Raw genomic sequence first — 15,120 nt, 5'->3', positions numbered from 1 at the left:
TGAGGCGCGAGTAAGACCCCGGTCAAAAATCGATGCTCCACAGAAGCAACTTCTGCGACTTTGATTTAACTTGAAATTGGTATTAGGATGGACTTACGAAAAGAGTCGATGCAACGCCGAGCGACCAGAAACCTTGTAGTGAGGGGGGCTAAAACAGGCAGATCGACACGAACCCCGGCAACGGCGGGCTTCCCGACCCTGTTGCCAAGCGGTCTGGTCATGTCAGAAAATTAGGGTATAGAACGGAAGCCATCTAGCCAGTCAAGCGCTCCCGGAAAGGAGGCGGTAACAACAGAAGAGACACGCTGAATTCTCGGTTCATTATGTCTCTCGCAGACCGCAAGCAGCCTTAATGTTTTATACCGTCATTTTACAATAGCGCCCAGCGGGAAACAATCCGTTGGAGACGACCGTCAATGAACTTCGCGATCAGTTGATTAGCGAGAAGGGCTATAAGGACGAAGTATTCTGCGATTGACGATCCCGGATAAAACTAGTAGACTAAAAGTACACATTATACTATGGTATGACCAATTGTATGACGAACGGGAAGGAGCGGCTTAGCTTGGGCTCCTTTTTTGTTCATGAAGGGGGAATCGGCGTTGAAACGTGATACCCGCTCCTATTTGTACCGGGTGGCAATCGTGCTGATCGTTGTGTCGCTCATTCCGGCATTATTGTCAAGCGCTTACAACACGAATCTGTTTATGAAGCAAACGATCCGTCTGGTCGACGCCAAAAACGGAACCGAGCTGGCCCGCACCGGGACACTGATGGAACGGATGCTGCAGCAGATTATGGATTTCACCAGCACGACCGCCGGCGATGCCCGCTTCACCAGCTTTCAGACGACGACGGAGCACTGGAAGGCTTGGCTTGAGCTGAACAAACTTTTGCATGTCAGTCCTTTCGTTACCGAATATATGCTGTATAACGGCGCCGACCGGACGCTGCTGATTTCCAATTACGGAATCGAGCGTAATCCCGAGCGGAGCGCGATTCCGTGGATTGCCTCGCAAACGCCGCAAATCCCTTTGTACCAGTACGAGATTAAGGCAGGATATTCGAAGACAGGCAAACAGATGGCATCCATCGTGTATAAGCTTCCCGGGCTGCCAAAGGAACCGAACTATATCATCTTTAATGTAGATTTGGATAAAATGTATACGTCCTTTCTGAGCGAGCTGAATGGCAACACCCAGATGTACAACTACTTTTTGACCGATGCGAAAGGCACCGTTATGTATCACCGTGACAAAACCTTGATCGGTACCGTGCTGCCGGAGCAAACGGGAAATGCCAATATTCAAGTCGACCAGATCAAGCTTGCGGCATTTGACTGGGCTTTAGTCCGCGAAGTGAATACGCAGCTGTTGTACAAAGAGGCAAGAGCCCTCAAAAATAAATTGCTGGCGGTATTGTTCACCGTCATCGGTGTCATCGCGGTATTTATCGTGTTTGGGGCACGCGAGCTGTACAAGCCCTTCCGCAGCGTTGTCGCCAAAGTGATGGAAAGCGAAGAGCAGCAAAGAAGATCGCTGCTTGGCCGTTTCATTCGCGGGGAAACTCCGGTCAGTCCGGACCTCGTTCAACGATTGCCTGAGATGTCGCCTTATCTCGTTGTAGCGATCATCACCCTAAAGCATCCGCAAGAAGGAAAGAAACCCGGGAAAACTACCGCTTCCCAGATTCAGCGCATGTCTGCGCCGTCATCGTTCCGATTGGAGCCGTTCAAGGAACCAAACGGGGATGAATTCGTCCTGTTCCAGCTCGAGCATGAAGATATGAACCGGTTTATGACCGAGCTTTTGCTTACACTAGACCCTGCCGAGCTGGATTCGGTCGTCATCAGCATCGGCGGCATTCATTCATTGGAAGACGTTCATAAGTCTTATATCGAAGCGTTGTACGCCTACAACATCGGCCGCATTTATACGGCGGACAGTCCGGTCTATTGTTTTAACAAGCTGCCGATGGACTATGAGGTTCCGATGAAAACGGCCGCTATTGAGGAACTGGAGCTGGCGATCCGGCAGCAAAACGAACGGAGCTTTACGGAGGCGCTGAACGCTCTATTTTCCGGGCAACTGACTGTCGTGGAGTATAATCTTAATTTTTATCAGACGGTTACGCTGCTGCTTCGCATGTTCGGCCAGCATAGCTCAACGTTTTTAAATGAATTGAACCAGCTTATTACGGACAAAGGGATTATGAACGTCACCGCTGTGAAGCAATTCCTGTTTGCGAAGTTTCATAGCTTCCGCGATTATGCCGAGGAAACGAAAGAGTATGCAGACAGAATCCATGACTATATAGTCGCGCATTACACGGAAAACTTCTCGCTGGATGAGATGGCTGAACACTTGGGCCTATCGAAGCAGCATTTGATTACCGTATGCAAAAAAAGGTACAACCGGACTCCGATCGAATATTTGAACGAATTCCGTATCGAGGAAGCGAAGCGGCTGCTAGCCGACTCCCGGACGAAAATCGCCGACATCGGCACACGCTCTGGCTTCAACAGCAACAGTTATTTTGCTAAAGTATTCAAAATGTACACCGGCATCACCGCTTCCGAGTACAGAGAGCTGTTGTTTACGCGGAACATGGAGAAAAAGCCGCAACTCACCGATAGCTGAACGATCAGTCCGACTCGCATGCCGACAGGAAACACTGTCGGCTTCTTCACTTCCCGTGAAAATGAAATGGCGGGGGGGATGAAGCGGTGGATATTTTTTGTATCACAATATTCAACTCGTTGAACTTGGGACTAAAAGCCGCTCGCTGCAACGGTTTTAATATATTGTGATTGAAAAAATCGCCGAAGATGGGGTAGGTTGAAATTGTTCCGGCGTCCGGGGCTGGGATCAATATGGCGAAGGAAAAAGGGGAGATGGTCCGATGAAGATGAAGAGACGTTTTACAGTGATTTCGTCGTTGCTGCTGGCCGGTGCTTTGTTGCTGGCAGGCTGCAGCGGGGGGAGTACGGTCACGACCGACGGCGATAAAACAACCACCGGCGGCCAAGACAAGGAAGGGAAAGCGGCAGCAACACAAAAACCGAGGGAGCCCGCCGAAGTTGTCTTTTACTCGCAGAACGCGATGACGCCGGCCGATTTCGATAATCGTTTCGGCAACAGCCTGAGAAAGAAATTTCCCAACGACACGATCAAGTACATCCAGAATACGGGCAAAGGGATGGATGTTCCCGGCATGCTCGCCGCCAATACTCGTTACGATGTTTATTTCGCCAATGTCGGTTATTTCGAAAACGAGGTCATCTCCTACGATTTGCAGGTTGACATGTCCGAACTGATCAAGCAGCACCAGGTCGATCTGAACCGAATCGACCCGTCGAACATTAGCGGCATCCAGAAATCGAGCTACGGCATGTATGCGCTTCCCGTCGTTGCCGATACGCTCGGCCTCATGTATAACAAAGATATTTTCGATAAATTCGGCGTCCCTTATCCGAAAGAAGGCGTAACCTGGGAAGAAGTCCTTGAGATGTCGCGCAAGCTGACCCGGACCGAGGGCGAAAAAACGTATGCCGGATACTTGCCGTTTACGAATTACATGCTGTCCATGAATCCGCTGTCCATTCCACTCGTTGACGAGAAGACGCAGACGCCTACGATCAACAAGGACGAACGCTGGAAGAAATTTTATCAGACGCTGCTGATCGCCCCTGCCGAGGTACCCGGCATTAAGGAGTATTTGAAGAAGCACAATGCCATCGACGGCTTTTTCAAAGACCAGGAAGTCGCGATGATTGGCGGGATGACCGCTTTCGTGGCCAATAGCCGCGCGGATCAATTAGAGAAATTCAACTGGGATTGGGTGCCTCTTCCGTCGTTCCAGGATTTGCCGAAGGTGGGTGGACAGCCGTATACGCAATATTTCGGAATTACCCGGATGGCAGACAAAAAAACCGCGGATGCGGCAATGGATATGCTGAAGTATCTCCTATCGGACGAATTCCAGATCGAAGTTGCCAAAAAAGGCTTTATGCCCGTGGTGAAAAGCTTGGATGTCAGGAAAGAGTTCGGTCAGGGTACGAAGGCGAAGGATAAAAATTGGGGAGCTTACTTCTACAACAAATTGGCGGATGTTCCATATAAAAGCGTCAATGAAATCCCGATCTCCTCGCTGTATGTTGCGAATATGAATAAGGTTATGATAGGCGAGATCGACTTGAATACCGCATTGCGGTTGTCGGAAGAGAGCGCTGCGAAAAAGCTGCAGGAGTTGAACAAGAAGTAAACGGCTGCCGCAGATCAGCTTGGGATCGTAAGGGGGAGGATGGATTCGATGCGTTCGTTCAGAGGGATCAGGACGATGCTTGCTGCGATGCTTTCGGTATTTGTCCTCATAACAACTTCTTGCGATTCTACTGCTCCGGAGCAAGCCGGTTCGAACGACGGTCAACCGATATCGAGCGGAATTCGCATCGTCGGGCTGAATTGCAACCCTTCCTTTGACCGGCAAACGGCTGAGGAGAAGCGGGTGCATGATCGAATAGCGGAGCAAACGGGCGTTGATGTGCGCTTCGTTTTCTCGGATGGGGGACCAGGCGGGCCGTGCCGGTCGAAGCGGGCGGCCATGCTGTCCTCCGGCGAGCAGCTGGACTTCGCCGAATTATCGATAACCGAGGCGGTACAGGCGTTTAACGAAGGGCTCCTTTTGCCGCTGAATGATCTGCTTGACCGGTACGGGACCCATCTCAAGACAAACATCGTACCCGAAGCGTTCAAGCTGGCGACCTATGAAGGGAATATTCTCGGCATTCCGATCGAGAACGGTCTGTATACGCTCAATGCGCTGCAAATCCGCGCCGACTGGCTCGCCAAGCTGCAGTTGCCGCTTCCGAGAACGATAGACGAATTTGAGCAAGTGTTGAAAGCGTTCAAGGAGCGAGACCCCGACGGTAACGGCAAGATGGACACCGTGCCGCTTACCGTCGTATCGGACGGCGCGTATAACATGCTGGAGGGCGTTCTCGGCTCGAGCTTTCTGCCGCAAGGTTATGCCTGGTGGCAGGACGCCGACGGGAAGCTGAAGCCGCCTGAGCTTCATCCTGCTTATAAGCAGTTGCTTGCCAAGCTCGCAAGTTGGAACGAGAAAGGATATTTGTGGTCGGACTTACTGTTGTCGGCTGCAAACAAACAACAGGAGCTGATTGCCGATAACCGGGCAGGGGCGGTTGCCGCCTCGTTTTCGGGAACGATCGTAAACGCCGGCGAGGTGCTGAGGAAATCCGTGTCAGACTACAGCTATGTTCCGATTGTGCTTGAGGGCGAACAAGGCCTCAATCGTTTGCCTGCTTCGCCGGTCACGCACTCCGTCTGGGTCATTTACAAAAAGAATGCCAGCCCCGAAGCGGTGATGAAGTTTTTTGACTACCAGGGAACTTACGAAGGCAACATGCTGACCTCGTTCGGGATCGAAGGCGACAACTACACGGCGACTCCGGACGGGATGGTCGAATTTATTTCCGAGGACAAAACCGATTTGGCCAAAGCGCATTATTACGCCAAATACAAAACGGTGTTTATTAACTGGCCGGGCAAACCGGTATGGCCGATTAACACATGGACATCCGCAGAATACAATTTGAAGCGGGAGCAGGTAAACCGGCTGCCGCGATTCGAACCGATCGATTATGGCGTGTATTACGATACGACCAAATGGCAGTCGTATTCGAAGCTTGGTGCTTTGAACGCTTATCTTAGCGAGCAGAAGGTGCGGGTGTTAAACGGTGAAATACGCGTCGACAGCTGGGACGGCATCATAGCGCGTTGGCTCGAAATGGGAGGCTCGCAAATGATCGACGATCGCAATAAGCAGTATGCCGCGTCCGTGAGCCCGAAGGTATCCCGGTAACCGAACGGTCTGGAGTGGCGCATAGCCAATAAGGTCAAAGCGCCATTCCACGGTTCAGCGCTTTACGGCGCAACATGGTTGGACCATATTACAGGGATGGCGAGGTAGGGATCGCGATGAGAAAAACCCGTGCTGCCGTTATCGGGCTGGGCTATATCGGATTGAGGGCGGATATACCGCGAAAAGATGTGCCATTAAGCCATTCGTTGGCTTACCGGTTAAACCCGCATATTGAATTTGCGGCAGCCGCAGGCGTACGCCGGGAGCAGGGCGAGCAGCTCGCCCTTATCGCGCCGGAAGCGAAGTTTTACACGGACTTGGAGGCGATGCTCAGCGAGCAGCAGCTTGATGTGATAAGTATTTGCACGCCAGAGCATGTGCGTCTGGAGCTGCTGCGGACGGTATTGTCCCATTCGCAAGCGCGCGTCCTCTTTCTGGAAAAGCCGGTTGCGACGACAGTTCAGGAGGCGGAGGCAATCGCCGAGCTCATGGAGCGCCATAAGCGAACGGTTGTCGTCAATTTTTCGCGAAGATGGAGCGTAGGCGTTCGTCAAATTCGTCAAGCGGTAATGTCCGGGGAGCTCGGCAAGCTGACCAACATCCATGTGCGGTATACGCGAGGGATCGGCAACAACGGTTCCCATCTGTTTGATCTGATACGGTTTGCGGCGGGGCCGATCGCTCAAGTCCAAGTCGTCAGGCAAGTCGCCACGAACATGGATAGCAAAGGAGACCCGACGTTTTCTTTCTTGTTTTCGCTGGATAATGGCGTCCCTGGGTACGCGGAGGCGTTTGACGACCGCCATTTTCTTATGTTCGAGATGGACCTGTACTTTGACAAAGGCAAAATCGAGCTGCAACGGACCGGCGATGACATCCGCTTTTATTCGGTTGCGAAGCATGCGTCGGTTCAAGGCATACACCTGACGCTGAAGCGCGAGGAGACCCATCTGCTGGCGCGCGATAGCCTGATTCAGCTGGCGGTGGAGCATCTCGTCGATATCTCGCAAAATGGCGCCGTACCGGTCTGTACGCTCGAAGACGGCCTCTGTTCGGTATATGTAGCCGATGCCTTGATCCGGTCGCATCGAAATGGCGGAGCCGTCCAATCGGTAAAGACGAATCGTTGACCGAAAAATCCACTTGGATGAGGTGAATAAAAGATGGAGAAGCAGGCGGGGAAAGGTTTGGAGCAGGAGCAGGAACGGCCGGAGGAGTCCGGCAGCCATATAAGCCGCAGAAAGCTATTAACGTCCTTCGGTATGGCCGGTGTGGCCTTAGCCGCGGGCAGTATACTCGGGGGATCGTCAACGGTTTACGGGAAAGGGAAAGAGGGTTCATCGGTTACCGGTGCCGTATACGAAGGGGCTAACGACAAGGGACAAATTCCCCCGGGAATAGCGAAGAAGCTTGACCATAACGAGCTGGTAGGCCGTGATATGGCTGAAGCACATCCCGCGAGCGTTATTCTCGATAGCAGCGGAAAAACACAGCAAGAGCTTAATGATTCATCCGTCTATACCGTTGAATCGAGTTCGGAAATGTTAGCTCTGGATAGTACTTTTCAAACCAGAACGATCAGAATGAAAACCACTGGCGCTATGTATATTTACAATTCTGATAAATCGAAAATAAATGACGGATTTTACACATTGAATGGCTGGGTGCTTGTTGGTTATTATGATCAACTATTAGCAATTCTTGCGGGTTTAAAGGGTGATGGTACCAATGAATACGCACAACTCCAAGCATTATTTGATGTTTCTGCAACATTAAAATTACCTATCAACTTATGCGGCTTGAATATCAGCACATCAGGCTTGACCGCGATTGGCGATATTAAACTGATCGGTTCTGGCGGCATTACATTATTTGCAGGGTCAAACACAACTCTCTTAAACACGGCTTATAATTTAATTATTGATGGTGACATTGAAATTGATCAAAACAAGGCTAATAATGCTGGTGGAACCATTACGTCCGAATCTCATTGCTCTATTAAACATTCAGGCGATTCATTAATTTTAAGGGGCGCAAAGTTTAAACCATCTGTTTCCATCAACATTGTGACCCGAGCCAAGAAAAAGCTGATATGTGAAAACATTGAAGTGGATGGCGGTAGGATTGGATTATATGCCATTACACCACTTGCGAAAGTTTCCATTACCGGCGGAGAGTATAAGAATGCATCTTTGTATGATAATATTCAAATTTTAAATGGTGAAGATGTTTATATTAGCGGCGTCACGTCACATGATGCTCAACGCAGCGGAATTGTGGTAAGCAATACAACTAAGAAAACACGCATTATTGGTAATTTGTGCTATGGCAACAAAAAGGATTCTGCAAATCAGGGTGGTTGGGGTATTGTTTGTTCAGTAAATACTTTAAATAGTGTCGTATCATCAAATATTTGTATCGGGAATCAAGTTGGCGGGATCACTCTCGATACATATCCGGCGCTAGGTGTTGAAAGTCTTGATAGTAAAATTTCCGTTGTCGGCAATATCATTCACGGATTGTTTAATGGCACGTATAGTACAACAGGGATTAGTTTAAATGATGCGCAGCATGTCATTTTATCAGCAAACAATATTTACAAAGTCGGACAAGGGATTCACACAGACAGGGCAAATTATGCAAACATCATTGGGAATACGATTCAAGACGTTAGCGCTTATTTCATCCAATTATACAGGTCCAATCATGCAACGGTAAAAGGCAATCGATTGGATGGCTGCTCGAATCCGCCAAGCGGGGCAATTTCTTGTATCGATTCGTATGCTGCCGATATATCGGGTAATACGCTCGCAAATTTAACAGGTAATTCCGGGAGCGTCTTTAGGATTAGCGGAAGTTCAGCGGATGCGGTCGTACAGGGGAATACGGTTATTCGGGATGTCGCTGGGAGCGGTTATGTGTTTCATATTTTAGGAGCCGCCACTACAGGGGGCATGATTAAAGGGAACACGATTAAGTCGAAAGTGTCCGGCGGATGGCAGTGGTACATCGTATCGGACAATAACGCTCAATTTTCATCTTTTGACAACTTTGTTGAAGCTGCCGGAACTTCTTATATTTATCAAGGGGCAAATGCGACTGCCGGCGATGATACCGTAAATGGCAGCCGAAATGTTTGGGCGACAGCGCCAGCTTTCAAATCGAGAGTTGGACAAGTAGCGGTGATCTCAAGTGTTTTGAAATACTGGAATGGAACTGCATGGACATAAAAGGGGCTGTTCCAATTGGTAAAATTGAAAATATGGGGAAATAAAGGAGTATAACATGATAAACATTTCATCCAGACGCGAATGCTTTTTCGACGATTATTTGATTGACAATGCCAAAACGACGGCAGAATTCCGCTTGCATGGACCGACTCGCCGCGAAATCGCTATCCACCACGATGCATCGTGGGAGGGCGACGGCTGCAATTATCACAATATTTTATATGACAACGGCATATACAAGATGTATTATCTTGCCTGGCAGATGTTTAGCCCCGACAAAAAGGATCACTCGACGAACGGTATTCGTGTTTGTTATGCCGAAAGCCGCGATGGCATTACATGGACAAAGCCTGCGCTCGGAATTTGCGAATGGGAGGGCTCGCGCGAGAACAATATTATTTTGGACAAAAATACGAATAATTTCGATAACTTTATGGTCTTCCGCGATGATAACCCTGCTGTTCCTGCATCCGAGAGATATAAAGGCGTTGGCAAATACAATAATCCGGAGCTTGGACAGCGAATCGAGCTGCGGATGTTCACAAGCCCTGACGGACTTCACTTTACAATGGGCGATATTATCACTACAAAAGGATATATGGATTCTCTCAACGTTATTTTCTGGGATGAGCTTGCGGGGATCTATCGCGGATATATACGCGGGTTCCACAATATCATAGGCGACGACTGGAACGCCGGAATCCGCGATATCCGTTACATTTGGTCAGCAGACGGCAAAGAATGGAGCGATCCCGAACCGATTAATTTTGGAGAGGGGGAGGATTATCCGCTTTATACAAACTGCGTTTCGCCGTATGTCCGCGCGCCGCATATGTATATAGGTTTTCCGTCGCGATATGTAGAACGCCCTGAATGGAGCAGCAATTTTGACCAGCTTGGCGGAAAAGACAAACGTCTTGAACGCATGTCGCCCTCGAAAAATCACAGGCGCTACGGACTTGCGGTTACAGACTGCGTATTTATGGTTTCCCGCGACGGGTTACATTTTACGCGGTATGACGAGGCTTTTATGCGCCCCGGTATGGAAAACGGTTCGAATTGGGTTTACGGCGACTGCTTTCCGGCACGCGGGCTGATCGAAACGCCTCCCCTTGTAGAAGGCGAACCGCACGAGTTGTCGTTATACAGTTTCGACAACCATTGGATGGGTGTGCCGGCACAATTGTGGCGATATGCCATACGCTGCGACGGGTTCGTTTCGCTGCACGCCGGTTATGCCGAAAAAGTCATAACCACCAAGCCGTTTACCTTTACAAACGGGGAGATGCGGGTTAACTTTTCGACATCGGCACGGGGATATATGTACTTCACTTTGCAGTCGTCCACGGGAGAAACAATTGAAAGCTGCGAGATTTTCGGCGATTCCATTGACCGGGTGATCACCTTCGAAAATGGCGAGCTTGCAAAATTTGCAGACCAAGAAGTAGTATTAACCGTGCGGATGCGCGACGCGGATTTATATTCGATAAGATTTGCTTGATTTCTAGCGCTGAGGTTGCATCCGGGTTATCAGAAGCAGAGATTCGGGCGGTGTAGCCGGCATAACGATTATCAAAAGTGGTAAGAGCCAGCCTCACAAACAAGGGGCTGGTTTTGTTTGCATTAATCTAATCCCGTTTTCCTCACAAAAACTTCACAGCGGATTCTTATAATAAAGAATATAACGATTCGCAAACGCTTTCTTTTCATCCATTCTAAAGGGGGTATCCGGCTTATGTCGCGAATCTTGTTCAACCACGTCTACAAGCATTACGGCAAAGACAAGCTGCCCGTCGTCAAAGATTTCAACCTGGAAATCGACGACAAGGAATTCGTCGTGTTCGTCGGCCCGTCGGGCTGCGGCAAATCGACTACGCTCCGCATGATCGCGGGTCTGGAGGACATCAGCAAGGGAGAAATTTACATCAACAACGTGCTGGTTAACGACCTTCCTCCGAAAGACCGCGACATCGCTATGGTGTTCCAAAACTACGCCTTGTACCCGAACATGTCGGTGTACGAGAACATCGCCTTCGGCCTTCGCCTGCGCAAAATGCCGAAGCATGAGATCGACATCGCTGTTAAGCGGGCGGCGCGCGTTCTCGAGATCGAGCAGTACCTGGAACGCAAGCCGAAGCAGCTCTCCGGCGGCCAACGCCAGCGGGTCGCGCTAGGCCGCGCGATCGTGCGGAATCCCGAAGTGTTCCTTATGGACGAGCCTTTGTCGAACCTGGACGCCAAGCTGCGCGTGCAGATGCGCGCCGAGCTGATCCGGTTGCACAAGCAGCTCGAGGTTACAACGATTTACGTTACGCATGATCAGACGGAAGCGATGACGATGGCTTCCCGGATCGTCGTAATGAAGGACGGCATCGTCCAGCAGGTCGATACGCCGGAGGAAGTGTACAACAATCCGAGCAACACCTTCGTCGCCAGCTTTATCGGTTCGCCCCCGATGAATTTCATTGACGGAAGACTCAAAGAGCGGCAAGACGGCAAAGTCGAGTTCCACACGAGCCGGTTCTCCCTCGAAATCCCGCAAGGCAAAGCCAAAGATCTGATCGACAAGCGGCTGATCGACAAAGTCGTCACGCTGGGCGTTCGTCCCGAGAATATCAGCGTCGAGCAAATCGTTTTCGATGCATTCCCTCACGCCGTCGTCAGCGGCATACACAAGTTTAACGAGCTGATGGGCGCCGACCGCTTCCTTCATCTGGACATCGGCGGTCCGAATACGCTTGTCGTGCGTACAAGTCCGCGCAACGATTACGACGACGAGATGAAAGTATCGGTAGCCTTCGACATGAACAAGGCGCTGTTCTTCGATCGGGATAGCGGAGTGCGGCTTACCGATTCGTAATCAAGGATAAAAAAATTCGGCAAAATCTGCTCCCCTCGGAGTATTCAGACACGCCCTAGCGAAATCAGCACAGATATATGCGTAGCTTATATTTTCTGATGTAGGAAGGAAGGAGGATCTCCCTTGCAACGTACGCGCAGCAAAAATAAACGGGCGATCGCAGCCGTCGTCCTCGCGATGTCCGTCCTGCTCGGTCCCGGTTTCGTCGCTCCTTCGCCGCTGCAGCTGCAGCGGGCATTCGCCGCCCCGGCGGCGGCGAACACGCCGAACGATTCGGCAGCGGCCAAGCCGGACAGCTTGACCGCGAGAGGCATATTCGGCAAATTCGAGCCCTATTTCGCCCAAACGCGGGCCGACTGGACCGCAAAAGGCTACACACCCGGGACCGCAGCATATAAGATCAACGGCGGCGATATTTCCGGCCAATCGGAGCCTAAGCAAGCACAAATAGGTTCCTATGAGGGAAAAAGCAACGTGCTGCTCTGGAATAGCGAACGCGACAACTGGATCGAATACCGGGTTCGCGTTGATCAAGCCGGGCTGTACCAGATGAATCTGCAATATCATCCATACGATCCAGGCAGTACCTCCTCCTTGAACCGCAGACCGGTGCAGCTGGCCGTCACCGTCGACGGCGAGTTCCCGTTCCGCGAAGCGAGAGCGGTCGTCTTCCGCAGATTGTTCAAGGACGAGTTGCCGATCAAGCGGGACTTCAAGGATGACGACATCCGGCCGCGGTCGGTCGCCATAAACGAGTGGCTGGACGAACCGTTCCGGGATTCCCTCAATGCGTACAGCGAGCCGTTAACGTTTTATATGACGGCAGGCGAGCATACGATCCGGCTTGCCGGCAGCGAGCCGATTGCGATTGCCTCGCTTGGAATCGCTCCTCCGCAGCCGCTCGCCGATTACAAGCAATACGCCACGAAATTGCCGGAAACGAAAGCCGCTTCAGGCAAAATTGTGAATTTCCAGGCTGAGGAAATGAGCAGTAAAAATGACGTCGCCATTCAAATGGTCGTGAACAAGGACCCGCTGTCTGTCCCGTTGTCCCAGGGGGAAGAACGGTTCAATACGGTAGGAGGCGCCCGTTGGCAAACCGGCGGTCAGTCCGTATCTTGGACGTTCGAGGTACCGGAAACCGGACGTTATAAAATCGCCATGCGCGCTCTCCAAAATACGCTGACAAACATGGCTGCTTACCGGACGGTCCGCATCGACGGCGAAATTCCGTTCCGCGAACTGCTGGAATATAAATTTCCGTTCGCGTCCAACTGGAAAGGGTTAACGCTTTCCGACGAGTCGGGCAAGCCGTTCGAATTTCATTTGGCCAAAGGCAAGCATACGATCGCGATGACGGCGACCTCTTCGCCTTTCCAGACTGTCATCATGCAAGCCGAGGAAACGACCAATCTGCTTCGCGAAATAACAGCCGAATTAAAAGCGTTGACAGGCGCCGTCGTCGACGTAAACCGTACATGGAAAATCACAGAGGAATTTCCCGAATTGCCAGAGAAGCTGAAAGCGGTGCGCGAGCGATTGGTCGTCATGGCCGAGGCGCAGCTGCAAGCGAACGGCAAGCCGGATAACGTGTACCAGACGATCCAGAGCGTCGAACGGGACCTGGACAGTTACTTGCGCTATCCGAACGAAATTCCGTATTACATGGATGAAATCGCAAGTCTGCAGGAAAAAATCGGCGGCATGCGCGAAACGCTGGTCAAGTCCCCGCTCCAGCTCGATCAGTTTTATATCGTTCCGGTCGGCGCCAATATGCCGAAGATGGAAGCAAGCTTCTTCCAGAAAACGAAATCGGCCATTACAAATTTCTTCTTGTCCTTCATCAAGAAAGAGGACATTACCGATCTCGATCAGGATGCGCTTAACGTGTGGGTCGCCCGCGGCCGCGATTTTGTCAACCTGCTGCAGGAGCTTAGCGACGAGCTGTACACGCCGCAGACCGGCGTTCGGGTCAAAGTCAACCTGCTGGCCGATGAAAACCTGCTGATTTATGCGAACGCCGCAGGGATTACACCCGATCTCGTGCTCGGACAGCCGCAGGACAAATCGATCGACTTCGCGATGCGGGGCGCGCTTCAGGATTTAAGCGAGTTTCCGGATTTCGAGCAAATCAAGAACCAGTTTGCACCCGGCTCGCTTATGCCCTTCTTCTATAACAAAGGATACTACGCGCTGCCGGAAACCCAGCAATTCAAAGTGATGTTCTACCGGAAAGATATTATGCAGCAGCTCAGACTGAGCATTCCTAACACATGGGACGACGTGTACGAAATGCTGCCGACACTGCAGCAGAACGGCTACAATTTCTACGTTCCGACAAACGACTTCATTACGTTCCTCTATCAGAACGGCGCCGACTTCTTTACCAAGAACGGCATGCAAACGGCGCTGAGTACGCCGGAGGCGTTCAAGGGCTTCAAGCAATGGACCGACCTGTTCAACATTTATGATTTGGAGAAGAGCGTCCCGAACTTCTACCAGCATTTCCGTAAAGGCTATATGCCGATCGGCATTGCCGACTATACGACTTACATCCAGTTGTCCGCAGCGGCTCCCGAACTGGCCGGATGGTGGGGCATCGCTCCGCTGCCAGGTATCAAGCAAGCGGACGGCACGGTCGCGCGCTGGTCCTCAGGCGGTCAAACGTCGGCGTTTATGTACAAGGATTCGCAAAGAAAAGATGCAGCGTGGGACTATATGAAATGGCTGCTCTCGGCCGATACGCAGGAGCGGTACGGCATGGATCTCGAATCGTTCAACGGCATCACCTTCCGCTGGCCTACCGCCAATGTCGAAGCGTTCACAAGGCTTCCGTGGTCGAAAGATGATCGCAACGTCATTCTCGAGCAGTGGAAATGGTATAAAGAAATGGCCAATCCGCCGGGCGCTTACTTCGTGACGAGGGAACTGAACAACGCCTGGAACCGGACGGTCGTCGATGGCATGAACTACCGCGAGTCGCTGGAGGAAGCCGTTGTGAATATCGACCGCGAGATGGTGCGGAAAGAACAAGAATTCGGCTTCATCGCGCCAGACGGCACTGTGCTGCATACGCTTGACCTGCCTCAAGTAACCAAACCGTGGGAAGGGGTGGACCGATTTGTCAACAAGTAAAAGCGACGTTTC

Annotated in this window: 8 protein-coding genes; all 8 read left to right on the top strand. The window is 51.2% G+C overall.

Features of this window, described 5'->3' with window-relative positions; genetic code table 11:
* Positions 1-602 precede the first annotated feature (602 nt).
* The 8 genes from ACKGJP_RS21340 to ACKGJP_RS21305 all read left to right on the top strand — a co-directional run bounded on the left by ACKGJP_RS21340 (position 603) and on the right by ACKGJP_RS21305 (position 15,108).
* Positions 603-2,639: a helix-turn-helix domain-containing protein gene (locus ACKGJP_RS21340; protein ID WP_409340818.1), complete on the top strand. Its 2,037-nt coding sequence runs from the start codon at positions 603-605 to the stop codon at positions 2,637-2,639.
* A gap of 262 nt (positions 2,640-2,901) precedes the next feature.
* Positions 2,902-4,263: an ABC transporter substrate-binding protein gene (locus ACKGJP_RS21335; RefSeq protein WP_409340817.1), complete on the top strand. Its 1,362-nt coding sequence runs from the start codon at positions 2,902-2,904 to the stop codon at positions 4,261-4,263.
* 48 nt (positions 4,264-4,311) lie between these two features.
* Positions 4,312-5,883, top strand: coding sequence for an extracellular solute-binding protein (locus ACKGJP_RS21330; protein ID WP_409340816.1), 1,572 nt, complete (start codon positions 4,312-4,314; stop codon positions 5,881-5,883).
* 116 nt (positions 5,884-5,999) lie between these two features.
* Complete coding sequence (locus ACKGJP_RS21325) at positions 6,000-7,013, top strand: Gfo/Idh/MocA family protein (RefSeq protein ID WP_409340815.1); 1,014 nt, start codon at positions 6,000-6,002, stop codon at positions 7,011-7,013.
* Positions 7,014-7,046: 33 nt separating this feature from the next.
* Positions 7,047-9,113: a NosD domain-containing protein gene (locus ACKGJP_RS21320; RefSeq protein ID WP_409340814.1), complete on the top strand. Its 2,067-nt coding sequence runs from the start codon at positions 7,047-7,049 to the stop codon at positions 9,111-9,113.
* 400 nt (positions 9,114-9,513) lie between these two features.
* Positions 9,514-10,614 (top strand): hypothetical protein, encoded by a 1,101-nt coding sequence (locus ACKGJP_RS21315; RefSeq protein ID WP_409340813.1) that lies wholly within the window; start codon positions 9,514-9,516, stop codon positions 10,612-10,614.
* 234 nt (positions 10,615-10,848) lie between these two features.
* Positions 10,849-11,973, top strand: coding sequence for an ABC transporter ATP-binding protein (locus tag ACKGJP_RS21310; RefSeq protein ID WP_409340812.1), 1,125 nt, complete (start codon positions 10,849-10,851; stop codon positions 11,971-11,973).
* Between the two features lie 123 nt (positions 11,974-12,096).
* On the top strand, positions 12,097-15,108 hold the full coding sequence (locus ACKGJP_RS21305; protein WP_409340811.1) for an extracellular solute-binding protein: 3,012 nt from the start codon (positions 12,097-12,099) through the stop codon (positions 15,106-15,108).
* Positions 15,109-15,120: the final 12 nt, after the last annotated feature.

Source organism: Paenibacillus litoralis (genome assembly GCF_046244365.1).
Taxonomy (GTDB): Bacteria; Bacillota; Bacilli; order Paenibacillales; family NBRC-103111; genus Paenibacillus_V.
This window is presented reverse-complemented; position numbering and strand designations above follow the sequence as displayed.

Excerpts from the sequence above, each read along its gene's own strand:
- ACKGJP_RS21335 (WP_409340817.1), top strand. The coding sequence starts at position 2,902 with ATGAAGATGAAGAGACGTTTTACAGTGATTTCGTCGTTGCTGCTGGCC.
- ACKGJP_RS21330 (WP_409340816.1), top strand. The coding sequence starts at position 4,312 with ATGCGTTCGTTCAGAGGGATCAGGACGATGCTTGCTGCGATGCTTTCG.
- ACKGJP_RS21325 (WP_409340815.1), top strand. The coding sequence starts at position 6,000 with ATGAGAAAAACCCGTGCTGCCGTTATCGGGCTGGGCTATATCGGATTG.
- ACKGJP_RS21320 (WP_409340814.1), top strand. The coding sequence starts at position 7,047 with ATGGAGAAGCAGGCGGGGAAAGGTTTGGAGCAGGAGCAGGAACGGCCG.
- ACKGJP_RS21310 (WP_409340812.1), top strand. The coding sequence starts at position 10,849 with ATGTCGCGAATCTTGTTCAACCACGTCTACAAGCATTACGGCAAAGAC.